Origin of the sequence: Brevibacillus centrosporus, assembly GCF_003710815.1 — a bacterium.
Lineage (GTDB): Bacteria > Bacillota > Bacilli > Brevibacillales > Brevibacillaceae > Brevibacillus > Brevibacillus centrosporus.
The window spans coordinates 1-26,460 of the sequence record NZ_RHHP01000029.1 but is presented as its reverse complement, the minus strand read 5'-3'; the positions used below and the strand labels follow the sequence as shown (position 1 = coordinate 26,460).

Here is a 26,460-nt window from a genome sequence, read left to right as displayed (position 1 = left end):
GGGGCATCGATGCAGAGCAAAAACTGGATTGGCGGCGAGTGGATGGTCCCTGCCGGCAATGAGGTGACGGTTGTGAACCCGTCGCGCACAGCGGAAGAAGTAGGAGTGGTTCGTTTTTCGGATCGCTCCCACGTCTTTGCGGCAGAGCACGCAGCGCGTGAGGCACAGAAAAAATGGTCGCAGATGACTGGTGCCGCTCGCGCAGAGATTTTGTATCAGATGGCAAGCGTTCTGGAGGCCCATGCGGAAGAGCTGGCACGACTAGCCAGTCAGGAAATGGGCAAGCAAATTGGAGAGATGCGTGGGGAAGTCGCACGTGGAGTCAGCCTGCTGCGCTACTATGCGGGCGAAGGCATGCGCGCAAACGGCAGCGTCATCCCTTCTGCGGATACAAATGTGCTGCAATACACCAAACGCGTACCGCTCGGCGTGGTAGCGGTGATCACCCCTTGGAACTTTCCAGTGGCGATCCCGATCTGGAAAATCGCTCCTGCACTAATTTGCGGCAACACGGTCATCTGGAAGCCAGCGGAAAATGGCTCTTTAACTGCGACAAGGCTGGCAGAGCTGTTCGCCGAAACGAAGCTTCCAGCTGGTGTCCTCAATCTGGTGATCGGTCGAGGAAGGGAAGTCGGGTCTGCGCTCACGGAAGAAGCGGCAGTCGATGCCGTCAGCTTTACCGGCTCCTCTGCAACGGGCCGACAAATCGCCATCGCCTGCGCGGGGCGCAATATCAAGTACCAAACGGAGATGGGCGGGAAAAACGCAGCGGTCGTACTGGCCGATGCCGATCTCGACAAGGTAGTTCCGATCCTGCTGAGTGGAGCCTTTAAATCGGCTGGGCAAAAATGTACGGCCACCAGCCGGATTATCGTCGAAAAGGGAATCTATCAACAGCTGGCGGAGCGCCTGCAAAGTGCCATCTCCTCATGTGTGGTGGGAGAAGCGCTCGATCCTGCTGCGTACCTCGGACCAGTGGCTTCCCGCGAACAGTATGAAAAGGTAAGCCGATATGTGGAAATGGCGAGCGAGCAAGCAGCGCTGGTCGCGCAAAGCCCTGCCCTGGCTATGACCGAACAGGGATTCTACTTCCGTCCGATGATTGTGGAGGGAGTCAAAGCTACCCATGCTTTGGTACAGGAGGAAGTCTTCGGGCCGCTGGCTGTCCTGCTCCCGGCTGAAGATTTTGCCGAGGCCGTTGACTTGTGCAACCAAACGGTATACGGGCTGAGTGCTTCCTTGTTCACGCGTGATCTGGCAAGCGCGCATCGGTTCCTGGACGTGGCACAGGCAGGCATGGTCAGGGTCAATCAGGAGACAGCAGGTGTGGAATATCAAGCACCGTTTGGCGGAATGAAGCAGTCCAGCTCCCATACCCGCGAGCAGGGACAGGCAGCGCTTGATTTCTACACGGAAATCAAGACGTGCGCGATCAAGTACGCCTGGTAGGGATAGCTAGCAGAGAATGGGGAGGCTGTCATGAACATCAATCAGCTATTTACAACAATCGATGCCCATACAGGGGGTGAGCCGCTGCGGATCATTACGGGCGGCATTCCTCCGATCAAAGGCGAGACGATCCTCGAGAAGCGAAAATATTTACGGGAGGAGCTGGATTACGTTCGTCGTGTGCTCATGTACGAGCCGCGTGGACATCACGGCATGTACGGCTGCGTAATGACAGCCCCGGTTAGTCCGGATGCGGCCTTTGGAGTCTTGTTCATGCACAACGAAGGATACAGTACAATGTGTGGCCATGGGATCATAGCCGTGGTGACGGCTGCCTATGAAACCGGCTTGCTTCGGGTGGATGACGTCAAGGGTGACATCGTGATTGACAGCCCCGCAGGGAGAATCCTCGCTCGGGCCAACGTAGTGGATGAGCAGGTGAAGTCCGTTTCGTTTGAAAACGTCGCGTCCTTTGTACTTGCCCAAGACTTCCCGATCGAATGGGAGGGGCGCACCATCCTCGTCGACATTGCTTTTGGCGGAGCCTTTTATGCCGTTGTGCAGGCAAAGGACTTGGATGTGCAGGTAGAAATCGAGCAGCTGCCGATCCTTCAAGAGTGGGGGGCACGGATCAAGGAACAAATTGAAGCCAAGAGGCATGTCGCCCATCCGCTTGAGCCAGAGCTGACCGGCATTTACGGAGTCATCATTTCCGACGAGTCGAAAAGGCCGGATTCGCACCTGCGCAATGTCACGATTTTTGCGGATAAACAGGTGGATCGTTCGCCATGTGGGACGGGTACAGCAGCCCGATTGGCAACGTTGTTTGCGCGAGGGGAGCTTGAAATCGATGAGCCGTTTGTCCATGAGGGAATTGTAAACAGCCAGTTTATAGGGACCGTAGTCGGAACAACGCAAGTTGCCGAGTACGCCGCTGTGATCCCAACCATCGAAGGAAGAGCATTCATCACAGGGCTCCATCAGTTCGTGGTGGATCCTACCGATCCGTTGAAGGATGGATTTTTGCTGCGCTAAGGGGAGATTATGGGGGCCAGAGGCTGCACGATAGGTGCAGTCTTTTTTTATGAAGGCCATGCAGCATCATCTTGCTCCTGTTGTCACAATAATGCCATGTGTCCGAGCGTCTGCATTTTACCGACACTTCTGTTATAATGTCGAGGACAGGCATTAAATAAGGATCGAGGAGTTGATTTTCATATGGGTTATGCGTTGTTAAAAGCGCACGTAGGTGGCTGGGAGGCTGCATTTGTCCTCTTGATCATCGGGTACATTCTATACCGCGCAGGCAAGACGAAAGTAGCAAAAGTATTACATATGCTGCTGCGCTTGATGATGGTCATTATTTTGGTAACTGGCGCATGGATGCTGTTCCAATTCCACACGACCGACGTCTACTATTATGTAAAAGGCGTGCTCGCCATCGTGTCGTTTGGTTTGATCGAAATGTGTATGGGGCGTGCCCGCAGACAGGATGGAAGCCTTGGCTTTTTCATCGGGGCACTGGTCGTTATGGTTGTCGTCATCATGCTCGGCTACCGTGTATTTGCGTAACGGAACAGAATGGATTTCCAAAGGCATTTGCTCACTTTTTTTCGTGAGTGGATGTCTTTTTTTCTTGTGGGACAAAAAGGCTTGTAGGTCTGATCTTGCCAAAAAACCAGATGAAAGAAGAATAACTCCACTTTTTTCTTAGGAAGTGGCGGATAACTCCATTTCGTGTATAATGGCTGTAGGAATACTACAGCCTTTTTGCATGGAGGAGGAAGAAGGATCGTGGAGCAACAGGATCAGGGGTTGGAAGCTTCGGCTGCGGCGAATGGCAAAACGAATACGCTGCTGCAAATTCAAAGCTTGCTGCCATCCTTTACAAAATCGGAGCAAAAGGTAGCCCACATCGTGCTGAATCAAACAGAGAGTGTGATTTACTCCTCTGTCATCGATTTGGCGGAAAAGGCAGAAGTGGGCGAGACGACGGTCTTGCGTTTCTGTAGGAAAATCGGTTTTCGCGGCTACCAGGAGTTCAAGCTCGCATTGGCGCAGGAGCTGGTGAACCCGGTGAAAAATTTGCATGGCGAAGTGGGCGAAGACGATTCCTTGGGGATATTGACACAAAAGGTAACGGCGACGAATCGCCAGGCCATTGAAGATACGAGTGCGCTATTCGACTTGGAGCAGCTGGAGCGTTGCATCGAGCTGCTGGGGAATGCGGGTACCATCCACTTTTACGGAGTAGGTACATCTGCAGTAACCGCCCAGGATGCCAAATACACTTGCCTGCGAATCGGCCTGCGGGTGGACGCCTTTACGGAGTCTCATCTACAGGCGATGGCAGCGGCCACTTTGGGTCCAGGGGATGTGGCGGTCGGGCTTTCGGTTTCCGGGAGCACCAAAGACACCATTGATTCATTGAAGGTAGCGAAGGAAGCGGGCGCAACGGTCATCTGCATCACGCATTACCGGCGCTCACCGATTACAAATGTGGCGGACATTACCTTGTTGACGGCTGCTCAGGAAGGTCCCCTGCAGGGTGGATCACTGGCAGCCAAAATGGCGCAGCTGCACGTGCTCGACGTCATCGTAACCTCATTGACCATGCGAAACAAGGAAAAGGCTTTGATGTACAAGGAACGGACGGCAAAAGCAGTCCTTGCGAGAAAGTATTAACAGGAGGGAAATGAAAGTGAAGCTGGTCATCGTAAAAGACTACAACGATATGAGCAAACAGGCAGCAAAGCTGATCGCAGAAGAGGTCACTCGCAATCCGAAAACGGTATTGGGGCTGGCAACAGGTGGGACGCCAGTCGGGATGTATCGGGAGCTTGTTTCCCTGCACCAACAGGATGGCGTTGATTTTTCTCAGGCGAAAAGCTTTAACCTCGATGAGTATGTCGGACTGCCAAGCCTTCATCCGCAGAGCTATCGGACGTACATGAATGAAAATTTGTTTGCGCACATCAACCTTCCAGAGGAAAAAACGCATGTTCCGCAAGGCGATGCCGAAGATCTGGAAGCAGAGTGCAAGCGTTACGAGCAGGCGATTGCACAGGCAGGCGGCATCGATATTCAAGTGCTGGGGATCGGCAACAACGGTCACATCGGCTTTAACGAGCCAGGCTCTACGAAGGACACGACTACGCGCGTCGTTGCGCTGACACAAAGCACGATGGAGGCAAATGCACGGTATTTCGACAGCATCCAGGAAGTGCCCACGCAGGCTGTTTCGATGGGGATTCAGACCATTCTCGGAGCGAAGAAGATTATTTTGCTGGCGAGTGGCGAAGCGAAAGCACAAGCGGTTTCGCAAATGCTAGAGGGGGAATTGACCGCTGACGTCCCTGCGTCCTTGCTGCAGCTGCATCCTGATGTGACCGTCATCGTGGACGAGGAGGCAGCTTCAGCCCTCTCCGCCAAGCTGCGATCCTGACAAACGAGGAAAAGCTTTGTGTTCACGAATCTGTTCCGAATATCGACCATCTCCTTATGCTATACTGGGAATGTTGCAGTCGGGATAACCAGATATTTCAAAGGAGCTGAATTCCATGAGCGCGAATGAAGCGTTGCTTACATTGGAAGGTTGGTATACGTATCATAATTTCCGCACAATCAATTGGGAAAAGTGGAGAGCGGCATCTGAGGCTGAGCGCCAAGCTGCTTTGGACGAGCTGAATACGCTGATCCGTACATGGGAAGCGAACGAAGCAGAGGCGCAAGGCAGCACGGCCGTCTACTCCATTTTGGGGCATAAGGCTGATCTGGTGTTCATGTTCCTGCGCCCAACCATGCAGGAGCTGGACGAGATCAAAACAGCGTTCAACAAAACCCGTTTCGCTACATATACGGAAGCTCCTTACTCCTACGTATCCGTCGTGGAGCTGAGCAACTACGTCAACAATCCAGGTGAAGATCCAAAGGCGAACCCCCACGTACGCGACCGTCTGTACCCGATCCTGCCAAAGTGGGAGCACATCTGCTTCTACCCGATGAACAAAAAACGCGACCTGCAGGACAACTGGTACATGCTGACCATGCAGGAGCGCCAGGAAATGATGCGTTCTCACGGCATGATTGGCCGCAAGTATGCAGGAAAAGTAAAACAAATTATCGGAGGCTCCGTCGGCTTCGACGATTGGGAATGGGGCGTTACCCTGTTTGCCAACGATCCACTGGAATTCAAACATATTGTCTACGAAATGCGCTTTGACGAAGTCAGCGCACGCTTCGGCGAATTCGGCAACTTCCTGGTAGGAAACGTGCTGAATGTGGAAACGCTCGGCAAAATGCTTGAGGTGTAATTTATAGAGTCAAAAGAGGTCTGCCTGAGCGATATTCGCAAGGGCAGATTTTTTTACGCCTGAAGCGATATGTGTTCCAATTAAATGATAAAATGGATAATGTAACCAGAAAACGCGTGCACAAGGATGGGGAGCCAAATGAAGGTAAAACGCATCGTTGCCAATATCGAAACGCAGGATGCTGCAGGAGCGAAAAGCTTTTATCAAGACGTGCTCGGCTTGGAAGTTGTCATGGACCACGGGTGGATTGCTACCTATGGCGCAAAGGAACAGATGAGTATTCAAATCAGCTTCGCTACCCAAGGGGGCTCGGGTACCCTGACACCGGATTTATCCGTAGAAGTCGATGACGTCGAAGAAGCATTGAAACGTGTCGTACAAGCTGGAATTCCTGTTGAATATGGCCCGGCCGATGAGCCATGGGGCGTTCGGCGTTTCTACGTGCGAGACCCTTTAGGAAAACTTGTAAACATTCTTGGGCATGCTTCTGCCAATAGCGGCGGGAATCGGTAGAGTAGCAAGAAATCTGTCTGCGTGAAAATCACGAGGGCATTTTTTTTTCAATCCAGTCTATTAATTTCCAAATTAATGGTAAAATGGGTGGGGTGTCCAAATGGTAGGAGGAAGGAGCTATTCTTATGATGCAAGGAAAAAAGCTTAGGAACATGACAGCAGGTTTGTCAGCATTGTTTGTGATGTCTACGTTATTCGGCATCCTCCCATCGCAAAGCACAATTCACGCCGTGTATGCCTCCGACGCGTTAACCCCGCTGCTGTCAAAGGAGCAAGTCACTCAACTCGCTCAAAAATGGGGCCTCGTTCCTGCTGATTTCAAGCAAATCAATGCGGCGTTAAAAGGGCCAGAGCGTTCCCCTTACTTCAAGCAGTCATGGTCGCTCTCGTGGACGAATGCTCAAGAGAATGCTAGAGTGAATGCCGTTATCGATGCTGTGACAGGAGAATTGCTCCAATATTCGCGCTATACAACGGATGGGAAGACAAGCGGTACGATCGGTAGCGTTGGAGAAAAGCAGGCGTTGGAAAACGCAATGGTGTTTCTGCAGAGGGTGACGAGCGAGGCAGAGCGCAAACGACTGTCCAAGCCCAATGAGTACGCTGCTTTGAACCCTTATTATACCGAGTGGCCACAGCAAGTGTTTATGTTTACGAGGATCGAAAAAGGTATACCGTTCCTGGAAAATGGCATTCAGCTTGTTCTTGATGAGGCAGGACAGGTCATTTTGTACGCGAAAGATTGGAACAACGAGGACTTGCCCGATCCTGAGCAAGCTTTGCTCATAGAGCGTGCACAGAATGCAGGGGGAGAAAGGATTACTCCCACACTCTCCTACAAGGTGCTCGAAAGCATTACAGGCAATTTTGATCGGGACAACGGAAAATTTGCACTGGTATTCGCGTACGGACAAAAGGATCCGCAATACGTGGACGCCTTAACTGGAAAAGTCATCAACGCTTTGGGACAAAATGCTGAAGAGACCAAACCCTTGCAACCACTGGGAAAGACTGTTTTGCCAGCTTCGAAAGACAAAGTCTCTAGGCTGATCACCAAGGAAGAAGCCCAAGGAATAGCCGAGCAGCTGATCAAAAAGCTGCCCGGACAATACCTCTCGGAAGGCAGTCGTGGGGGAGGAAGCTCTTCGGGACCAAACGGGGTGCAGATTCGCAATTGGAAATTTGACTTTTCTCCGGTGCAAAGCAAAGACAGACAAGCAGAAACAGTCCAGCTCCGGATCAACGATCGTGGTCAGCTAGAGGAGGTCATGCTGGGTGAGGGCTCAGGTCGGGGAGGGCAAAAAATAGAGAAAGCCGTAGCGTGGAAGGAAGCCGTGGCTGGGGCAATCCAGCTGGTAAAAACCTTTTACTCGGACAGACTTGGTGAGATCTATCTGCTGGACGAGCAGCCCTCTGACCTCTTCCAGCAAGAACAGCTGCGCAGGGGAAGCCCCTTTATGGTGGAGTTTGGCTGGATGAAGGATGGCGTGCCGATCGAAAATAAAGGCTTCTTCGTTGAGGTGAATCCTGAGACCGGCATAGCGGAATCGCTGCAAGCAAACGCGAATGACCTGCCGGATCTAGCTGCGCTCAAGGTGGCAAAAACAATCGATCCTACGGAGGCAAGGAAAGTCGAGCAGGCTCAAAAGAAATGGATGCTGACTTACTTCCAGCCCCAGCCGGGCAATAAGGATCTGCCAAAGTCAATGACCAAGCCGATGCTGGTCTATCGCTATGTAGGTGATAAGGGAGTCGTCGACGCACTCACCGGAAAATGGATCAGTTTCGATGCCGAACGGAAAAAGCAGCGTCCGGAAGATTTGGCAGGACATCCCTACCAGGAAGCGTTGGAGTATGTTGTGCGAAATGGATTCATGACGGTAGAGGAAGGAAAGCTGTTGCCAGATAAACAGGTAACTCGAATGGAGATGGCCCAATGGCTGTCACGTTTGACCACTCGGATCGAGTTTCATGACCCGTTGAGATTGAGGGCGGAAGACGAAGAAAAAGAACGCTTTGAGTTTGAAGATGTAACGAAAGAGCATTCGCACTATGCCGTTATTCAAAAAGGACTACAGTACGGCTTCATCGCCAAACAAGGCACAAAATTTGAACCGGATCTGGCCATTACCCGCGCACAAGCGGCTGACATGGCGGCCAGACTTCTCGGCTATGGGGATCTATTGAACAAGCCGGGCGTCTTCCAGTCCGTGTATCCAGATGTGCTACAGCAGGACATTCCCGCCGTGGCGATCGTCCATGCCTTGGGTCTGATCGAGGGCAAAACGAAGACAGCCTTTTCGCCAAACGATCCTTTGACACGGGGAGAAGCTGCTCAATTGTTGCAAGATCTGATCCAGCTAAGACAGGGTCAGGAGTAAAGGGGGACCTACTGTGAAACGAAAGCAACTATATCGAAAAAACGTTCATACTTAGTATCTCTTCTCCTCCTTTTCGTATCTTTCGTTTTTGGCAACAGTGTTGAGCGGGCATCGGTGAATCCCGTTCTTAAGCTGTACTACAAGCAGCCTTTCGGATTCGACGAGGAAACGGGCGAGCCAAAGCCGATTCTCGTTTATAGCCTGACAGGAGACGGGGCGATCGTAGACGGCCATACAGGAAAGTGGATCAGCTTTGATAAGATGTGGAAAGAGCAGACAGAACAGTAATTTCCCCCCGCTTCGATTTGAGCCTCCCCCCGTTTTCCGCTAAGATAGAAAGAGGAGGGGATATTTTGAAAAGCATAAAACCTGGTCGCGGGCCATCTACTATGGGTGCAGCCGGCAGTATCGTCGTCGCCATTTTCGGGATATTCTGGACGATCATGGCGTTCACCATTACCCGTGATGCCCCATTCCCCATCGGCTTTATTTTTCCGGCAGCGGGGATTCTCTTTGTGGGTTTCGGGATATTTCAAGCCGTCTATCATTACAAGAACGCGACGTCTAAACAGAGAATGTCCTTGTTCGATATAACGGATTCAAAAGAAGAGCCCGATCCGCTCGATGTACGGTTCAGGGGAGCTGAAACAGCAAAAGATCCGGTAGAACGCACACAGAAGCTGTCGCCAGAGCGAGCATTTTGTCCCTATTGTGGGCAAAGTGTACAGTCGAGCTTTCAGTACTGCCCGAAGTGCGGAAAAAAACAGTGAATGATTGAAGCAAAGAGGATGTCCTCAAAATGGACGTCCTTTTTCTTTCCCTTAACAAAGTCGTAGCTTTGGTTCGTTCACATTTTTTGGTACAGTGGAAAGAGGAAAGAAAGTGGGAGCATATTCTATCAGCAAGGAGGGAGCAGGACTGAGATTCCTTTCACTAAAAATCGGCTATCGCACATTAAAGACGGCAGTTGGTACAGCCGTATCGATCTTGCTCGCCCAGCAGTTTGACCTGATGTTTCCCGCATCGGCAGGGATCATTACCATTCTCTGCATTCAAGTAACGGTAAAACAATCGTTTCGAACCGTCGGAAACCGGATTCTCGCAAGTTTGCTGGGATTGGGGATCGGGATGGCATTGTTTGCCTTGCTCGGATACTCGCCGCTGGCTATCATGCTGGCGATTCTGATCTTTTTGCCATTGGCTGTGCGCTTTAAGATTCAGGAAGGCTTCATCAGCAGCATGGTTGTCATGATGCACTTATACTCCTCGCAGCGAATGGATCTTTCCCTCATTTTGAACGAATTGGCGCTGCTGCTGATTGGGGTAGGGGTAGCCCTGATCGTCAATTTGTACATGCCTAGCTTGGACAACGAGCTGAAGGCCATGCAATCACAGATCGAGCAAAACTTCATGAAGATCCTCAAAGAATTTGCCTATTATTTGCGTCATGGGGAAAGCAATTGGGATGGTCACGAGATGATCGAAACGCCAGGCTTGCTGGGGAAAGCGGTGCAGCTCGCCTCTCGCTCAGTTGACAATCGGCTGGGAAAAAGGGAAGACGATCCGTACTACCAGTATTTTGTGATGCGCGAGAAGCAGTTCGAGCTTCTGGAGCGGATGATGCCGATCGTCTCCACGCTCGATATCCAGGTACCGCAGGGGCATCAGATGGCGGACTTTTTGGAGCGGCTCAGTGACTCGGTCCATCCGGGGAATACCGCTTATCGTTTCCTCGATCAACTGCTCGTCATGCGATATGAGATCAGGGAGACAGGTTTGCCGACCTCGCGCGAGGAGTTCGAGACACGCGCTTCGTTGTTTTATTTGCTGCGTGAGATAGAGCGGTACTTGTTCATTAAGCATGAGCTGGGAAAAAATACGGATGAAGCAGCCCATAAAAATGTGGCTGCCGCCAAGTAAGCGAAGAAACGACTGTCACGAATGGCAGTCGTTTTTGATTGGCAGGGCTTCTGCTGCTCCTTCGTCACCATTTTCGTGCCAAGAAAAGGACTTTTTCCTCCTGGCAAAAGTGAGTAAGATGGAGGTGCGCTTACCATTTTTTCAGAATAGGACAATAGGGGGCAGACAAACAAATGGCGACAATAGCAGATGGCAAGGAGTATGGGCTTGAGGTCAGGGAAGTCTCTGGTCTGGATGAGGAAGACTTAGACCAAGTGAAGCAGCTATTCTTGGAGTACGGCCACTCCCTCGATATCGATCTTTCCTTCCAAGACTTTGAGGCGGAATACAAAGCACTGCCTGGAAAGTACGGCCCTCCGGATGGCGTGCTGCTACTGGCAAAAGTGGATGGACAAGCCGCGGGATGTATCGCTCTTCGCAGGATCGGGGAGGGCATCTGCGAGATGAAGCGACTCTACGTCCGCGATTCATTTCGGGGGTTGAAGATCGGGAAAATCCTGATTCAAGCCATACTGGAGAAGGCTTCCGAGCTTCATTATGATGTGATGCGACTGGATACGCTCCCGACGATGGCCAAAGCGCAGTCATTGTACCACTCATTCGGTTTCTACCACATTGAACCTTATGTGTTTAATCCGATAGAAGGTGCTGTATTTATGGAAGTAAAATTGAACGAGGATGATCGAAAAGCAGATCAGTAAAAGGAAACAAAGGCCAAATTTCTCTGAGTGTGCGACAGGGGATTTGGCTTTTTTTAGTACGATAGAAATAAATTTAGTTCTGATGAATCTAAATAGTTTGACTATTCAAAAATGGGCAGGTATAATTTGGTTACTTTGTTAGTAAACTTAACTAACTGCATGGTGGTGAGCGAAAAAGAGTGCGTGTCCCTAAGAAAACTGGCAGCAGCAAACGGGTAAAAAACCTGAACAAAGAAGAGGTATTGCAGCAGGTTATTTTGCACGGGCAGATTTCCCGAGCTGACATTTCCAAAGAGACACAGTTGAGTCGGCCGTGTGTATCCGCTCTGGTCGATGAAATGATCCAGGAAGGTCTGCTGTGCGAAGTAGGCATGGGGGACTCCAAGGGAGGGCGTAAGCCGATTCTTTTGGAGTACAACTATCAGGCGTACGCGATAGCAGGAGCGATCTTTGACGGGTCGACACTGGAAATGGCGATCGCTGACCTGAAAGGTGAGTTTTTAGCTCGCTACAGCAAGCGATTGGCGAGGCCGGAAGATGGCGAGACCGTCATCGAAGACCTGGCTGGGGGACTTACGCAGCTGCTTGCGAAAAGCAGCATCTCTCGTGACCGACTGCTCGGTATGGGGGTCGGTGTGCAGGGTGTTACTCAGCGCAACAGCGGGACCGTCAGTTTTTCGCCCAGTACCGGGTGGATGGGCTCTCCGATTCAGCAGACGATTCAGGCTCGTTTAGGGCTGCCCGTTATCCTCGACAACGATGTGAACATGATGACACTCGGGGAGTACGTGCGAGGAGCTGGTGTTGGACACACGCATGTCGTCAACATGTACGTCGGAACCGGGATTGGATCTGGGATTATTTTGGATGGTCAGTTTTACCGGGGCAGCCGGGAAGCGGCCGGAGAAATTGGTTTTATGATGATTGGTCCTGTACATAACCGCACGAAAAAGGCATCTGGCGTATTTGAGACCCATTATTCCGTCCCGGGGATTCGGCAACAGGCAAAGGGATTACTCTCTGACCTTCAGGAAGGGTCGAGTGTCATAAAAGAGCTCATCCGCCTCGCTCGCAATGAAAACGTCGGTGCACAACAGCTGTTAGAGGATGTGTATCGGCATTGGGCGTACGGAATGGCCAACATCGTCAGTGTATTGAACCCGGAGCTTTTGATCCTGAGTGGGGAGATGGTCCATGTCGACGAAGAAGGGGTGAAGCGGATTCACGATTGGCTGACCGAGTGGGTGCCAGAGGTACCTTGTCTCGAAAAGGCAAGTCTTGGTGAACAGGCGGGGTTGATCGGCGCTGTACACAGCGTACTGGAAGCGTTTCCGTCGACGAGACTTCTGGAAAAAGATTAAAAAAGAGGGGGAGTAGTTTTGAAAAAGTCAAACAGCAAGCTGAAAAAATGGATGCAGGGTATGTTCGCAGGATCTTTGGCCCTGACGGTAGCTGCATGCTCGGGGGGAGGTCAGGAGGCAAAGCCTGCGGATAACAGTAACGCTGGCGGACAAGGAACGCAGCCCGCAGCACAGCCCGCGGCGACAACACCGGCTCCATCTGGAGAACCGCAAAAGCTGGTCATTTACACCGGCCGCGACAAAAATATCTTCGAGGTCGTCCTGCCGAAATTCAAAGAAAAGTACCCGAATGTCGAAGTAGAAACGCTCGAGATGGGTGCCCAACAAATCTTGGAGCGTGTGCGGGCAGAAAAAGCCAACCCGCAAGCAGACTTCTGGTGGGGCGGCACACAATCTGCTTTGAGCACAGCAGCTGACGAGGGCTTGCTTGAGCCATACAAGCCTACTTTTGCAGACAAGATTCCAGATCTGTACAAAGACTCGCAGGATCGCTGGTACGGTGAAATGCTCTTGCCAGAGGTCATCATGTACAACTCGCAGGCGCTCAAGCCAGAAGAAGCGCCGCAAGATTGGGACGAATTGCTGGATCCGAAGTACAAGGACAAAATCGTCATCCGTAACGTACTGCCATCCGGAACGATGCGCACCATTTATTCTGCCATGATCTATCGTCAAGGCGCAGACACGCCGGAAAAAGGCTACGACTGGCTGACCAAGCTGGATGCAAATACCAAGGAATACACACAAGACCCAACCAACCTGTATCTGAAGCTGGACCGTCAAGAAGGCGTGATCTCCCTGTGGAACCTGCAGGACGTACTCTTGCAGAGCAAAAAGAACAACCATCCTTACGACTTCATTTATCCTAAGAGCGGGGCGCCAATCCTCGTCGACGGAATCGCTCTCGTAAAAGGTGCGAAAAACATGGAGGCGGCGAAAAACTTCATGGAGTTCCTGATGAGCCCTGAGATTGCCTCCACGCTCGCCAAGGAGCGCTTCCAATTCCCTGCACGTACCGATATCAGCAAGGATGACTTGCCTGATTTCATGAAAAACCTGGAGCTGAAGCCTTTGGAGCTCGACTGGGCAGTCATGGCAGCGAAGGAAAAAGAGTGGATGCAGCATTGGGATGAAAACATCAAGGGCAAAGGGAAAAAGTAATGTGACAAGCTGGACGGGAAGGAGTGTTCCTTTCCGTCCAGTCACTTATCCCTCACGCGCCCAGACTCGCTACGAAGGAGGATACAGAAACGGATGAGCAGCGTAACACTCGAACACGTTCACAAACGTTTTGGCCAGGCAAAAGGAGTAGAAGATGTACACATTCATATTGAGTCTGGTGAATTTTTCACCTTTCTTGGGCCGAGTGGATGCGGAAAGACAACGACGCTGCGGATGATCGCAGGCTTTTACTTTCCAACTGAGGGGCAAATTCGCTTTGGCAGCAGGGAGGTTACCTCGGTGCCACCGCATAAGCGAAACACGGGAATGGTTTTTCAAAACTACGCGTTGTTTCCGCATATGACGGTGTTTGAAAACATTGCATTTGGGCTGCAGGTTCGCAAGCTGTCCCGAACAGAGACCCAAGAGCGTGTGGAAAAAATGATGAAGCTGGTTCGCCTGGAAGGGTACGGGGAGCGCAGGATCGATCAACTCTCCGGTGGACAGCAGCAACGGGTGGCACTCGCACGGGCGCTGGTCATCGAGCCGCAGATACTGCTGTTGGATGAGCCGCTGTCCAATCTCGACGCCAAGCTGCGGGAAGAGACGCGCTTTGAAATCAAAAGACTCCAGCTGGAGCTTGGAATTACGACGATTTACGTCACGCATGACCAGGCGGAAGCGATGTCGATGTCAGATCGGATCATGGTGATGCAGAGTGGAGAGGTGCAGCAAATCGGCACACCGCATGATATTTATCATCGTCCCGTCAATCGGTTCGTCGCATCCTTTATCGGGGAGACCAACCTCTGGGAAGGTACGGTGGCTGGCATCGAGGGGGACGAGGTACAAGTGCGTGTCTCCTCCGGGCAGATTTTGACCGGTTTGAAAAAGAATGCTTCCCCGCAAGTAAGGCTGGCTGCAGGTGAAAAAGTGACCCTGTCCATTCGCCCGGAATCGGTGATGGAGAGCACGACGGGGGAAGAGGCGAATACAGTCACAGGCGCTGTGGTTCTGGCTGAATTCACAGGGGCATGCGTCAACTATGTGACGAGCGTTGGGGATGAGCAGCTGCGCAGCATGTCCATCAATTTGGGAAGACCTGTCAAGCAGCGTGGAGACACGATCAAGCTGCACATTCCGAAAGAGAGCATTTACTTTGCTGGATAAGGGAGGGAGAAGCGATTGAAAGCAGAACTGCAGCAGGCGCCAGCAGCGACCAGACGGAAGTCCATCATGGCTTCGCCTTCCTTCGTCTACGTGCTCGTTTCGCCACTCTTTTTGATTTTACTTGCTTATGTGATATATCCGTTGTTTGAAACCTTTGTTGCCAGTATCAAAGTCGATGAAGTCATCACCTGGAAAAACTATGCGCGCTTCTTTAGTCTCGAGCATACCGCCAATCTGGAGGCGCTGTGGACCAGTATCTACATCTCGGTTTTGAGTGTCATCTCCTGCGGCATCGTCGGAGTGACCATGGCGTTCCTTTTGGAGCGTTATGAATTTCCGGGGCGCAAAATCTTGTCTGTGCTGGCACTGGTGCCGATGGCATTGCCGCCGTTGATCGGGGTATTGTCCTTTACGTTTTTGTACGGGGAGAGCGGGATCTTTCCTCGTGCGATCAAAGAACTGCTAGGACTCTCGCAGGTACCGTTTCCCTTAAAAGGCTTTTGGGGCGTCGTTGTCGTCCATACCTTTACGATGTACACCTACTTTTTTATGACGGCCACTGCAGCGATCAAAGGACTTGATCCGTCCTTGGAGGAAGCGGCAGCCAGTCTTGGAGCGAGCCGTTTGACTGTCTGGCGGCGTGTCATTTTGCCGATGCTGACACCGGCGATGGTAGCTTCGTCCCTTTTGGTATTCATGGTTTCTATGGCTTCCTATACAGCACCGCTCATCTTCGGCATCGACCGGACGATGACGATGCAGATCTACCTTTCCCGTACGAACGGGGATTTGGACATGGCGGCCACGCAATCTACGATTCTCTCAATAGTCTCGGTTCTCTTCCTTTTGATCATGCGCTGGTACCAAGGAGTGCGCAACTACCAGAACCTGAGCAAAGGAGTTAGCGTACACCGCACGGAGATCAAGAGCAAAGCTGTCCGTTACATAGCGATGGTGCTTTCCTTTATCGGCACGATCATCCTGATGCTGCCCATTCTCGTCCTGGTCCTCATCTCGTTCTCGGTTGACGGTACCTGGACGGTGCAAATATTACCTCCGCAGTACACACTTGACCATTATCTCGACCTGTTTACGGACAGCAAGACTTGGCGTCCGATCGTAAACAGCTTGCAGCTCTCTGCCATCGCCTGCGTAGGTATCGTCTTGTTCGGCGTGGCGGCTGCGTATTCGATGGTTCGTCTGAAGTTTCGCGGCAAGACGTTGCTGGACGTGCTGATCATGCTGCCTTGGGCGCTGCCAGGTACGGTTGTAGCGGTAAACCTGATCGCAGCGTTCAGCCAACCGACCGTATTCAGCTTTGGACAGGTGCTGATCGGGACGTTCTGGATCATTCCGCTCGCGTACTTTGTCCGGCATCTGCCTCTTGTCTTCCGTTCTACCTCCGCAACGTTGATGCAGATGGATCCATCCGTGGAGGAAGCGGCGCGTAATTTGGGCGCATCGTGGTGGTACAGCTTCCGCCGAGTCGTCTTTCCGATGGCGTTGGGTGGGATTCTGGCCGGAACGCTGCTGGCTTTTGTCCAGTGTATCGGAGAGTTTGTCGCATCGATCCTGATCTTTACGCCGCGAACGACTCCTCTGTCGGTAGCCGTATTCCAGCGAATGTACAGCTTTGAGTTTGGAACGGCGTGCGCGTATGGGGTGCTGCAGATTATCGTCATCATCGTGGTTCTGTTCATCTCCAGAAAGCTTGGCGGGGACAAAGCAGGCACCGCTATCTAGTAAAAGCTTGTAGAGAAAGGATTCGCTTGGGGGCGGGTCGAGGTTTTCTAGTACTCCGCTATCTTCCTAGGGTCAATCCATGGCTGCAACAGGGGATACTACGAAAGAGTGCCGTGATTGATATAGACGTCAATCTGAGTAGGGAATGGAGGAGGGTTCATTGAGAAAGGGGAAACTTGCCAAGCTGTACACTCTCACAACAGCGGCGGCGCTCGTCGGCAGTATGATCATGCCACTTGCGCCCCAGACTGCCCATGCTGACCGGGGGGTTGTCGATCTGTGGAAAGCGATCAAACCGTTGACCACTATTGCCAGCGCCATGAATACCGGGGCCCATCCAGACGACGAGCACAGTGCGGTGCTTGCGTATCTGTCATTGGGAAAAGGCGTGGACACGTCCAGTATCATTGCCAATCGAGGCGAAGGCGGCCAAAACGAAATCGGCAGCGAGCTGGGCAATGCGTTGGGCATTATCCGCACACGCGAATTGCAGGAGGCTTCCAAGATCACGAACATTCACCTAGAGAATCTCAGTGAGAAGATCGACGACCCGATCTTTGACTTCGGTTTTTCCAAGAGCCCGGATGAGACCTTGGAAAAATGGGGGGAAGACGTTGCGTATGAGCGGCTGATCCGCAAAATACGTACACTGCGGCCAGATGTAGTCATACCTGCATTTTTGAACGAGCCATCCACTCATGGGCATCATCGGGCGATTAATGTCATCACGGTTCGGGCGTACAAAGACGCGGCTGATCCGACCGTTTTCCCCGAACAGCTAAAGGAAGGCTTGACGCCATGGCAAGTGAAAAAGCTGTACCTGCCTGCCACGCAGAAGGATTACAACGTCAGTGTTCCCGTCGGAGCCTACGACGAGGTATACGGCGCGTCCTATGTGCAGCTGGGGGAAGAATCCCGCTTTATGCACAAGAGCCAAGGGATGGGACGTGTCTATGACGAAGGACCGAGCTCCAACTACTACAAGCTCGATCAGTCTGTCGTGAAAGCGAAGGACAAGGAAACGGACTTTTTCGATGGCATCGCGTACACCTTTACCGATCTGGCGAAAGAAGTAGCTGGTCAGTCAGGTGGAGCGAAAATTGCCAGCGATTTGCAAAAGCTGCAAAAAGACGGAGAAGAAGTCATTGCCGCCTATCCGCATTTTGAAGCGGTGGCAAAAGAAGTGCACGAAATGATTACAGATGTCGCAAAGGCAACGGCAGATGTGCAGGCTTCGGGCCTCACCAGCGAGTCCAAAACAGACCTGCTGCACCGCCTGAATGTCAAGCAGGCACAGCTCAACAAAGCGAGCGCGGAATCACTGTCACTCGTCACTAAAGTGAAACCGGAAACGGGCGAGCTGGTGGCAGGTCAGACGACAAAAGTAACGGTATCTGCCTACAACGGCGGTCAAGTCAAGCTGGGCAAAGTGAACCTCGCATTGAACGTACCGAAAGGCTGGAGAGCGACGCCGCAGGGAACGACCAGCTTCAATCAGCTGGGCTACAACGAGACAGTCAAGACGACGTATGAAGTATCGGTACCAGCAGATGCGGACTTGTTCCAGCCGTATGCGGCACCGGCACTTACGGCGGATGTTTCGTACAGCTTCTCTGGTGCGACTGCCACGAGCCATGCGGTGCCAAGCGATGCTGTCGCGGTATTGCCGGCATTTGCGCTGTCTCTTTCTCCGAGTGCAACCGTTTTGAACACACTGAAGCCGCAGGAGCCGATCCCGGTCAAAGTAACAGTCAAAAACTACAACCCGGGAGCAGCGAAGGCGAATATCTCTCTCGACGTACCTGCAGGCTGGAGCGTGGAGCCGAAAGCGACGCCGCTTGATTTTGCAGCAAAAGGAGAAACGAAATCGGTGGCGTTCACAGTCAAGGCAGCTTCCTCCGTCAAACCGGATTCGTACAAAGTGACAGCCGTCGCAACAGGTGGAGGAAAAGAAAGTCGACATGGAGCACAGGTCATCCGTTATCCACATATTGGGACTACTTATTTCGTTCAGCCAGCCGAATTGGCGATTCAAGCCTTTGACCTGAAGGTTCCAGAAGGATTGAAGGTCGGCTATGTCTCCAGCGGCTTTGACAACATCGATCAATACCTCCAGCAGCTGGGTGTACAGGTGACAAACCTGACAGCAAAGGATATTGAGTCGGGTGATTTGAGCCAATACGATACCATCGTCTTGGGAATTCGTGCGTACGGCTTCCGTCCGGAGCTGATTCCGAGCAATGCACGTTTGCTGAAATACGTAGAAAACGGCGGCAATCTGGTCGTGCAGTACCACAAGCCGGAAGACAAGTGGAAGCCAGAGCTCGCTCCGTATCCGATCAAGATCGGGGAGCCGTTGATTCAATGGCGGGTAACGGATGAAAACTCCAAGGTGACCATGCTGGCACCTGATCATCCGCTGTTTACGACCCCGAACAAGATTACCGAGCAAGACTGGAACAACTGGATTCAGGACCGCTCTGCCTACAACCCGGCACAGTGGGGCAAAGAGTATACCGAGCTGATTTCCAACGGAGATGCAGGAGAGAAAGAGTTTACAGGCACATTCCTCTCAGCTAAGTACGGCAAAGGAACGTACACCTACAGCTCCCTCGTCTGGTACCGTGAAATTCCTGCTCTGGTTCCTGGGGCGATCCGCTTGTTCGTCAATATGGTGAGTCTCCATCAGTAGCAATCAAGTTTGATCCGCCAAAGGGAAGAGGCAGAATGCCTGCCTCTTTTCCTTCCCGGATCGATGCGAGAATCTTTGTAATAATCGTAGTAGCCAGCCGATACAGCAGGGAAGGAGATGCAAGTCAAATGAATTATAGAGAGCGTATTTTTCAGCAGGAGGGAGAAAGCTTCCCAGGAAAGACCTATGTGGAGGTAGTTCTTGCACCTGCCTTTCATGAAGCCAAAAACCATCTCCTGCAGCCGATGATGACCATCAACAAGGCGCATCTGGTTATGCTGCGCGAACAGGAGCTTTTGACGGATACGGAAGCGAAGGCGATTGCCCAAGCTCTGGTCGGCATCGAGATGGAAGAGCTCCGCCACTCCGCGTACACCGGGCAGTTTGAAGATTTGTTCTTTCAGGTAGAGAGCCGTCTCTTGGAGTTGGCCCCGGACGTGGCGGGCAATCTGCATCTGGCGCGAAGCCGTAACGACATGGGAATCGCCATATATCGCATGGTGCTGCGGGAAAAGCTGCTGGTAACCTTGGAATCTGCCCTCTATCTGAAAGAGCATTTGCTCCTTTTTGCACAAGAGCATGCGGAGACCGTGATGATCGGCTATACCCATACGCAGCAGGCACAGCCCACAACCATGGCCCATTACATTATGGCAGCAGTCGATTTGCTCAGTCGCGATATCAAGCGGCTGTTGAACGCTTATCGGACGTGCAATCGCAGTCCGATGGGAGCGGCGGCTTTGACCACTTCGGGATTTGCAATCAGCCGGGAGAGGATGAAGGAGCTGCTCGGCTTTGATGAGCTGGTAGAAAACTCGTACGACGCCGTTTGCGGAGCCGATTACCTGGGGGAGGCTGCCACGGCGATTCAGCTGGCAGCGATTAATTTGGGACGTACGGTTCAGGATATGCTGCTATGGTGCACGCAGGAGTTTTCGGGCTTAAAGGTAGCGAGCCCCTACGTGCAGATCAGCTCGATTATGCCGCAAAAACGCAACCCGGTGTCCTTTGAGCACATGCGCTCCTTACTGTCCAGCAGCGCGGGAAATGCCCAAACGGTGCTGACCATGATGCACAACACGCCATTCGGTGACATCGTGGACACAGAGGATGACATGCAGCCGTATGTCTGGAAGAGCATGTCGGTGCTAGAGCAGATGTATCGACTGATGGCTTGCGTGGTAGGAACGATGGAAGTAAACAAAGCAGGTCTGCTGGAACGGGCAAAAGGCAGCTTTGCGACCGTGACGGAGCTGGCAGATACTCTTGTGCGCACGGATCATCTCTCGTTCAGAAACTCCCACCACATCGTCAGCAAAGTGGTAAAAGAAGCGATGGCAGCCGGGCTTAAAGCGGATCAGATCAGTCTGGAGCTGGTCAATCGTGCGGCTTTGGACGTGATCGGCAAAGAGCTGGCTATCACGGCAGAAGAGCTTCGTCTCGCCTTGGATCCGGTTCATTTTGTCCGCATCCGTAAGCTTCCGGGAGGACCGAATGCCGATGAAATCAAGCGGATGATTCAGGAGCGCACAGCTTCCTTGCGGGCAGAAGCGTCTTGGCTTTCGCAGGAGAAACAGGAGAGAGAACAAACGTGGAAGCGGCTGGATCAGATCATCGCTGATTGGAGTGTGGGGTGATGGTAGCTGTACGGATTCCCCTTTTGGCAGTAGACGGAGGGGGCACCAAGTGCTTGGCCGTGCTGGTGGAACGATCCGGGCAGGAAGTCGGCTCCGGACGATCCGGCTCATGCAATTACCAGGGAAGTGGGGAGGAGGCAGCCGCGCGAGAGCTGATGCAGGCGATCTCCCAGGCTCTGGGGGAGGCTTTAACTCACTATCCAAACGTGCCAAGCACGCCCTCGGCAGAGTGGGAGGTTGAGTGCGCTGTCTTCGGGATCGCTGGCCTTGATACCGAACATGATCGCCAGGTGATAACGGGGATGGTTCAGCGCGTATTGCAGCAGCTGCACGTGCACGTCCGTCATTTAATCGTCGAAAACGATGGCTTCGCGGCTTTGCTCGGTGCGACTGGCGGCAAGCCAGGCATCCTGGTGATCGCAGGTACCGGCTCCATCGCTTTTGGGGTAAACGATGCACAGGAGACGTCACGGGCAGGGGGCTGGGGTCATCGCGTCGGGGATGAAGGAAGCGGCTACTGGATTGGTAAGCGGGCGATTGTCGCTGTGCTAAAAGCGGCAGATGGCAGGGGAGCCCCCACTCTTTTGAAAGATTTGCTGCTGCCCTTCATCGGGCTGTCTCGCGTGGATGAGCTTTTTAACTGGACGTACGGCTCATTCTATTCCGTGGACAAGGTGGGCGAGCTGTCCGTCTTGGTCAGTCAGGCTGCCGATCAAGGAGATCCTGTAGCCTTGGAAATCTTGCAGGACGCAGGGGAGGAGTTGTTCCTTGCCGTTCGTGCCGTCATAGAAGCCTTGCACATGAAGGACAAACCGTTTCAGCTGATTCTGCAGGGCGGCGTTTTGCAAAATGACGATCGGGTCAGAGAAATTGTCATAGATCGAGTCAACCGCTACGCGTCGTCGGCCGTGATCGAGAATGCACAGAACGACCCGATTTACGGGGTCATTGCAAAAGGATTGGCGTATTTGGACGGCCAATCTGAACAGTAAAAGAGGTGCCAGTTGAGATGAAAAAAGTAATGGTAGTGTTTCCTCACCCTGACGATGAATCGTTTGCCTGCGGTGGTACCTTGGCAAAGTGCCGGGATGCCAGTCAAATGACGTGTTTAGTCTGCGTCACTTCCGGCTGCAAAGGGCGGACGGGGCCGTTTGAAATCGATTGTGGCGAGAAATTGGCACGCCATCGTGAACAGGAGCTGGAGAGAGCTGCCGAGGTTTTGGGGATTGACCGCTTGGATCTGTTCCGCTATCCAGATGGCTCGTTGGTGCAGACGAATTTCGATGAGCTGGTCGGGCGAATACGCGAGACGATTGTGGAATGGAAGCCGGATGTCGTGGTGACCTTTCCGCCAGATGGTGTGACAGGTCATCCCGATCACATTGTGACGTGCAAGGCGACAACAAGGGCAGTAGAACTTGCTGAGGAGGTGCTGTCAGCCAAAGAATATCCGGATCTGTACTACGTTTCCATTCCCCACTACTACGATCATTGCCCGGATCGGGGGCCACAGCCGGCCGTGCCCATTACGGGAAAAGTCGATATTACCTCCTACCGTTTGCAAAAGGGCGAAGCCTTGCGCGCCCATCAAAGTCAGAGCTACTCGGTGAATCGGGCCTACCCGGGTGTGATTGACGGCGACTTTGGCGTGATAGGCTGCTATGAATACTACACACTGATTCGTTCAGGAGGAAAAAGGGTAGAGCCTTTACCGTCAGAAACCGAGATTCCGGTGATCGAGCTGTGAGTGGCGAGTTCAACGGCAAAAATAGCACAAGGGTTGGTCAGCGTAGTGCTGGTTAATCCTTTTTTTATTCTATGTTAGAAACCAATTTTCCCCACCCCCGTATATCCATAAGAGGGAAGGGAGGAATGCACAGTGAGTCTATTCCAGTTTTTGTTTTCCCGGCACAAGAGCTTGATTTACACAGCTTTTGGCAGCCAGGATTACTTTCGGGTGATTTACAGGCTGGAGGCGGCTGGCGTCTCGTTTCGGACACGAACTCATCAGGACCCCCGGCATCACACAGGCTCGTTTTCCTTCTCCACTAGAGATTTTACGCAGTACGATATTTATGTAACCAAAGCAGACGAGTATAAAGCACAAATGGCGATACATGGGAATTAGCCGAGGCCATGGGAGCGGCTGCATAGGGAAGTTGGTGTTTCTTTCTATACGGCGGGTAGGTATCTTAGATATAATGATGGTAAAATTTGTCCTGATAGGTAGTAGAGGAGGAACCGCGTCATGTTCGTTCGTCAAGCCTTGCAAGAGAGAAGAGCTGTGCGAAATTATTTGCCAAAAGAGGTAGAGACCGAAAAGATCGAGGCGCTGCTGGAGTGTGCTGTGCTCGCGCCGAATGATCGACTGCGCCAGCCATGGCATTTTTATGTGATCAGAGGAGAGGCGAAGGAGCGATTCGAGGCAATCGCCAAACAATTTTTGCTGGAGCGCTTCCCAACCAAGCCTCATCTCGTCGCGGAATCGCTGGCAGTATTGGAAAAAACGCCACTGGTCATAGTGGCGACAGCGGATATCATTCCCGGTGATGAAGCGTCGTCAGAAGATAACGAATACGCTGTCTGCTGCGCGATTCACTCGATGTGGCTGGCAGCTAAAGAACTTGGGCTGGGCATGGTCTGGCGCACGAGAGGCGTGGGACTGGTACGAGACGAACGATTGATGACGTTCCTAGGATCACCGGAAAATCAAAAGGTTGTCGGGACTCTATTCATCGGGTATCCAGAAGCGGACGTTCCTACTACGGCTCGCGCAGAGGCTGCAAGCAAGACGACGTGGCTGTAGTTGATAGAAGAAAGGAGGGGGTTAACACCAGACGTGGTGTCCCCCTTTTTTTGACGTTCGCCGATTTTTTTTTTGCTGATTCTTTTTCGGGACGATCAGGAGTGCTAAGAAAATGCGGCTTGTTCAACCGACTATTCTTATACTGAATATGTAGTGTAAAATCGAATCTAACATTCATAAAAGGGGCTGGGATTATGATTTTCTGTACCGATCGCTTAAAGGACTATCACTCATATAAACTTGATTCAAGCAAAGGGGAAAACAATGGACAGAAAAAAATTCTCGGCGATAGCCCACAGGAGCCATGCATTTAGCAATCCGATCAGTGAAAGCAAGATCAATATGTTTATGAATCACACAAAGCTGAATCCCAATGATAAAGCGATTGACATTGGAGCTGGAACAAGTGAATTGCTTATTCGTTATATGGAAAAATATAACATTTCAGCCACTGCTATTGAGCTGTATGAAGGTTCGATCGAATCGGCGCGTAATCGTGCCAACGGGAGAATTTCTTTGGAGCGCATCCAATTTGTCAATGAAGATGCAAAGCAAGTTATCGATCAATATTCCACTTCAGCGTTTCGTTTGGGTATATGCATTGGGTCTACACATGCCGACGACTCATCACGGAAATGTAAAGCTGGGTGAACAGATGGGGCTAACCCCACTCTTCTCGGCTGTAGCAAGTGAGGATGATTGGGATGCTTACGAAGGCCTTTATGCGAGCTCTATTGAAGAGTACTGTTATGAAAACCCGGATGATCCCGACGTTGACGCGATGCTCACAAGAATTAGGAGTTGGAGAAATACGTATCTGGAATGGGGAAGAGATACATTAGGTTTCGGCCTATACCTCTTTAGAAAGTGATACGGAATCAAACGAACAGTTGCGACGTTACCTCTTTTACACTTATGGAGAATAAAGACAGACGGCAACCGGTCATAACGATCAGTGGCCTTTTTCTTTGAAGGAACGGGCAGGTAAGCGCAATGTAGTTACTAAGTGTCTACGTTCAGTCCGTATCTTCAACGACAGCAATTCCATCTATTTCAAGAAGGCAAGATGGACGCGCAAATAGGTTCTTGTCGCTATTTCTGGCATGCTTAACAATGGTAGCGGTTAGTCAACATCGTGGATACGCTGATTGTCAAAGAGTTACTTCCCCATCAAGAAATCGCGGATTGGATTAGTGGCTTGGCGCAATGCTGCAATATGCCGAGAACTCGTAGTCAGGTGATTGCTCGCGTGAACAGCAAGAATTTTTTACGTAGTCTCTATTTCAGACGGGGACAAGATAGCCGAGGGAATGAGCTTAACACAGTCATGATTGGTACTGAGGCAAAATTGAACAGGTTTTCTATCCGTTAAAGAAGTGGAGGGGCTGTCCGAAAAGCCATAGAAAATTGGCGGAGGGATTGCCTCTTTTTATACCAGCATGATGGAGCAGCGCACTTCAGCAGTCAGGATTGCGAACGCCATTGAGCAAGCAATTTTTCCAGATATCCCTCCAAATGCACGGCCCTCTCTTTCATGGACTCAAAGCGCTTTGACAAGATCCCGCTTTCTTTCACGCTCTCGATTTGTGCCCCCTTTTCCAGGATGGTCTGCAGAGATGCAGCTCGCTTCAGGGTAGAGAGAACCTCCTTTTCCAAGGCATTGGGAGAAAATATATAGTAGGTGACACGGTCTCCCGTCACACTCTTTTTTTCCACATGTCCGGTTTGCAGCAATAAGCGGATGTTGGTAGAAACGCTGCCAAGGCTTACTTGCAGGGAGGATGCGATCTGTTCGGCGGAAAGAGCGCCTTCTGTCACCATCAACAGGCCGAGTATCCGTCCTGCAATTCGGGAAATACCTTGGCTCTCATGGTGGAGCCCGATTTCTTCAATATAAGTCAAAAGCTCTGGAGATAACTTATCATTCAATACAATTACTCCCTTTGGGAAAAACGTACAGACGTTTTTCGAGCAGCTCGGATAGTTTTCAGTAATTTATTATACCAATACTTCGAACGGTTGGGTAAGAGAGAATCAACCCGACCGTGCTCTTGCTCGACACGGAGGTTTGATATCGTGGCGCTCATGACAAAGAGGAACTGATTCACTCCCACTTGTGCTGCCAGCCTAAAACATGTAATGGGGATTCCTAGATCAGGGAATAGCTAAAAGGAAACTTCTACATGCTGGAGGGAAACGATGGCAACTTTTTATGACAAATATGGCGGTGAAGAAACGATTGCCAAGGTCGTTGATTACTTTTACGATCTGATATTGGCAGATGAAACCGTGAACCATTTTTTCAAGGACACCGATATGGAAAAGCAGCGGAGGCACCAAACTAAGTTCATAAGCTACGCGTTAGGCGGTCCCAATCAGTATACCGGTCAGTCAATGGCAAAGGTCCATGCAGGGATGAACCTGCAGCCGGAGCATTTTGATGCGATCGTAAACCATTTGCAGGCAGCGCTTGAGCATTTCGGAGTCGGAGCGGGAGATATCGATGATGCTTTAGCAAAAGTTGGCGCACTACGAGACGATATTTTGTACAAGTAAAGTGTTCGGGGTAGGTCCATCTTGTATGGGCCTATTTTTATACAGTAAGAATTTATA

25 protein-coding genes and 1 pseudogene are annotated in these 26,460 nt (G+C 51.6%); 25 read left to right on the top strand and 1 reads right to left on the bottom strand.

All coding sequences use genetic code 11. From position 1 onward, the window contains the following. The first annotated feature begins 9 nt into the window (after window positions 1–9). The 24 genes and pseudogenes from EDM55_RS21095 to EDM55_RS20985 form a co-directional block, all read left to right on the top strand. Window positions 10–1,449, top strand: coding sequence for an aldehyde dehydrogenase family protein (locus EDM55_RS21095; RefSeq protein WP_092274431.1), 1,440 nt, complete (start codon window positions 10–12; stop codon window positions 1,447–1,449). Window positions 1,450–1,479: 30 nt separating this feature from the next. Then, a complete protein-coding gene (locus EDM55_RS21090) occupies window positions 1,480–2,484 on the top strand; it encodes a proline racemase family protein (RefSeq protein ID WP_122961316.1) in 1,005 nt (334 codons plus the stop codon). A gap of 183 nt (window positions 2,485–2,667) precedes the next feature. After that, the gene (locus tag EDM55_RS21085) at window positions 2,668–3,021 is read left to right on the top strand and encodes a DUF1516 family protein (protein WP_092274437.1); all 354 of its coding nucleotides are present in this window, start codon (window positions 2,668–2,670) and stop codon (window positions 3,019–3,021) included. 222 nt (window positions 3,022–3,243) lie between these two features. Continuing rightward, window positions 3,244–4,134, top strand: coding sequence for a MurR/RpiR family transcriptional regulator (locus EDM55_RS21080; RefSeq protein WP_246071078.1), 891 nt, complete (start codon window positions 3,244–3,246; stop codon window positions 4,132–4,134). A 16-nt stretch (window positions 4,135–4,150) separates the two neighbouring features. Beyond that, window positions 4,151–4,894, top strand: a complete 744-nt coding sequence (gene nagB, locus EDM55_RS21075) for a glucosamine-6-phosphate deaminase (RefSeq protein WP_122961330.1) — start codon at window positions 4,151–4,153, stop codon at window positions 4,892–4,894. A 115-nt stretch (window positions 4,895–5,009) separates the two neighbouring features. Further along, window positions 5,010–5,762, top strand: a complete 753-nt coding sequence (hemQ, locus tag EDM55_RS21070) for a hydrogen peroxide-dependent heme synthase (RefSeq protein ID WP_092274444.1) — start codon at window positions 5,010–5,012, stop codon at window positions 5,760–5,762. 138 nt (window positions 5,763–5,900) lie between these two features. After that, complete coding sequence (locus EDM55_RS21065) at window positions 5,901–6,275, top strand: VOC family protein (protein ID WP_092274447.1); 375 nt, start codon at window positions 5,901–5,903, stop codon at window positions 6,273–6,275. A 125-nt stretch (window positions 6,276–6,400) separates the two neighbouring features. Next, window positions 6,401–8,656, top strand: a complete 2,256-nt coding sequence (locus EDM55_RS21060) for an S-layer homology domain-containing protein (RefSeq protein WP_122961315.1) — start codon at window positions 6,401–6,403, stop codon at window positions 8,654–8,656. 114 nt (window positions 8,657–8,770) lie between these two features. Next, the gene (locus EDM55_RS30410) at window positions 8,771–8,944 is read left to right on the top strand and encodes a hypothetical protein (RefSeq protein ID WP_170184476.1); all 174 of its coding nucleotides are present in this window, start codon (window positions 8,771–8,773) and stop codon (window positions 8,942–8,944) included. Between the two features lie 65 nt (window positions 8,945–9,009). Next, window positions 9,010–9,426: a zinc-ribbon domain-containing protein gene (locus tag EDM55_RS21055; protein ID WP_174769318.1), complete on the top strand. Its 417-nt coding sequence runs from the start codon at window positions 9,010–9,012 to the stop codon at window positions 9,424–9,426. 112 nt (window positions 9,427–9,538) lie between these two features. Further along, complete coding sequence (locus EDM55_RS21050; RefSeq protein ID WP_246071079.1) at window positions 9,539–10,576, top strand: aromatic acid exporter family protein; 1,038 nt, start codon at window positions 9,539–9,541, stop codon at window positions 10,574–10,576. Window positions 10,577–10,749: 173 nt separating this feature from the next. Then, window positions 10,750–11,277 carry a GNAT family N-acetyltransferase gene (locus tag EDM55_RS21045; RefSeq protein ID WP_122961314.1) on the top strand — a complete coding sequence of 176 codons (528 nt, stop codon included), beginning with the start codon at window positions 10,750–10,752 and terminating at the stop codon, window positions 11,275–11,277. A gap of 179 nt (window positions 11,278–11,456) precedes the next feature. Further along, complete coding sequence (locus tag EDM55_RS21040; RefSeq protein WP_092274455.1) at window positions 11,457–12,638, top strand: ROK family protein; 1,182 nt, start codon at window positions 11,457–11,459, stop codon at window positions 12,636–12,638. An 18-nt stretch (window positions 12,639–12,656) separates the two neighbouring features. Then, window positions 12,657–13,799, top strand: a complete 1,143-nt coding sequence (locus EDM55_RS21035; protein WP_092274457.1) for an extracellular solute-binding protein — start codon at window positions 12,657–12,659, stop codon at window positions 13,797–13,799. A 93-nt stretch (window positions 13,800–13,892) separates the two neighbouring features. Then, window positions 13,893–14,969 (top strand): ABC transporter ATP-binding protein, encoded by a 1,077-nt coding sequence (locus EDM55_RS21030; RefSeq protein ID WP_092274460.1) that lies wholly within the window; start codon window positions 13,893–13,895, stop codon window positions 14,967–14,969. A 15-nt stretch (window positions 14,970–14,984) separates the two neighbouring features. After that, window positions 14,985–16,712, top strand: a complete 1,728-nt coding sequence (locus EDM55_RS21025; protein WP_092274463.1) for an ABC transporter permease — start codon at window positions 14,985–14,987, stop codon at window positions 16,710–16,712. A 160-nt stretch (window positions 16,713–16,872) separates the two neighbouring features. Continuing rightward, window positions 16,873–19,404 carry an NEW3 domain-containing protein gene (locus EDM55_RS21020; protein WP_122961313.1) on the top strand — a complete coding sequence of 844 codons (2,532 nt, stop codon included), beginning with the start codon at window positions 16,873–16,875 and terminating at the stop codon, window positions 19,402–19,404. Between the two features lie 128 nt (window positions 19,405–19,532). Continuing rightward, window positions 19,533–21,041: an argininosuccinate lyase gene (argH, locus tag EDM55_RS21015; protein ID WP_122961328.1), complete on the top strand. Its 1,509-nt coding sequence runs from the start codon at window positions 19,533–19,535 to the stop codon at window positions 21,039–21,041. Next, entirely contained in the window at window positions 21,041–22,033 is a 993-nt protein-coding gene (locus tag EDM55_RS21010) for an N-acetylglucosamine kinase (protein ID WP_122961312.1), read from the top strand. Before argH ends, EDM55_RS21010 begins: the two co-directional genes overlap by 1 nt. 17 nt (window positions 22,034–22,050) lie before the next feature. Continuing rightward, window positions 22,051–22,788, top strand: a complete 738-nt coding sequence (locus EDM55_RS21005; protein WP_122961311.1) for a PIG-L deacetylase family protein — start codon at window positions 22,051–22,053, stop codon at window positions 22,786–22,788. A 132-nt stretch (window positions 22,789–22,920) separates the two neighbouring features. Continuing rightward, complete coding sequence (locus EDM55_RS21000) at window positions 22,921–23,169, top strand: hypothetical protein (RefSeq protein WP_122925837.1); 249 nt, start codon at window positions 22,921–22,923, stop codon at window positions 23,167–23,169. 120 nt (window positions 23,170–23,289) lie between these two features. Next, a complete protein-coding gene (locus EDM55_RS20995; RefSeq protein ID WP_122961310.1) occupies window positions 23,290–23,847 on the top strand; it encodes a nitroreductase family protein in 558 nt (185 codons plus the stop codon). 264 nt (window positions 23,848–24,111) lie between these two features. Next, window positions 24,112–24,498: a methyltransferase domain-containing protein gene (locus EDM55_RS31145; RefSeq protein WP_246071080.1), complete on the top strand. Its 387-nt coding sequence runs from the start codon at window positions 24,112–24,114 to the stop codon at window positions 24,496–24,498. Between the two features lie 431 nt (window positions 24,499–24,929). Continuing rightward, a pseudogene (locus EDM55_RS20985) lies at window positions 24,930–25,219 on the top strand (DUF2785 domain-containing protein); the annotation flags it as partial. A 92-nt stretch (window positions 25,220–25,311) separates the two neighbouring features. Here EDM55_RS20985 and EDM55_RS20980 read toward each other — a convergent pair. Then, window positions 25,312–25,776: a GbsR/MarR family transcriptional regulator gene (locus EDM55_RS20980; protein WP_246071081.1), complete on the bottom strand. Its 465-nt coding sequence runs from the start codon at window positions 25,774–25,776 to the stop codon at window positions 25,312–25,314. Window positions 25,777–26,046: 270 nt separating this feature from the next. On the opposite strand from EDM55_RS20980, the gene EDM55_RS20975 reads away from it, so the two are divergent. Continuing rightward, window positions 26,047–26,403, top strand: coding sequence for a group I truncated hemoglobin (locus EDM55_RS20975; protein ID WP_092274481.1), 357 nt, complete (start codon window positions 26,047–26,049; stop codon window positions 26,401–26,403). Window positions 26,404–26,460: the final 57 nt, after the last annotated feature.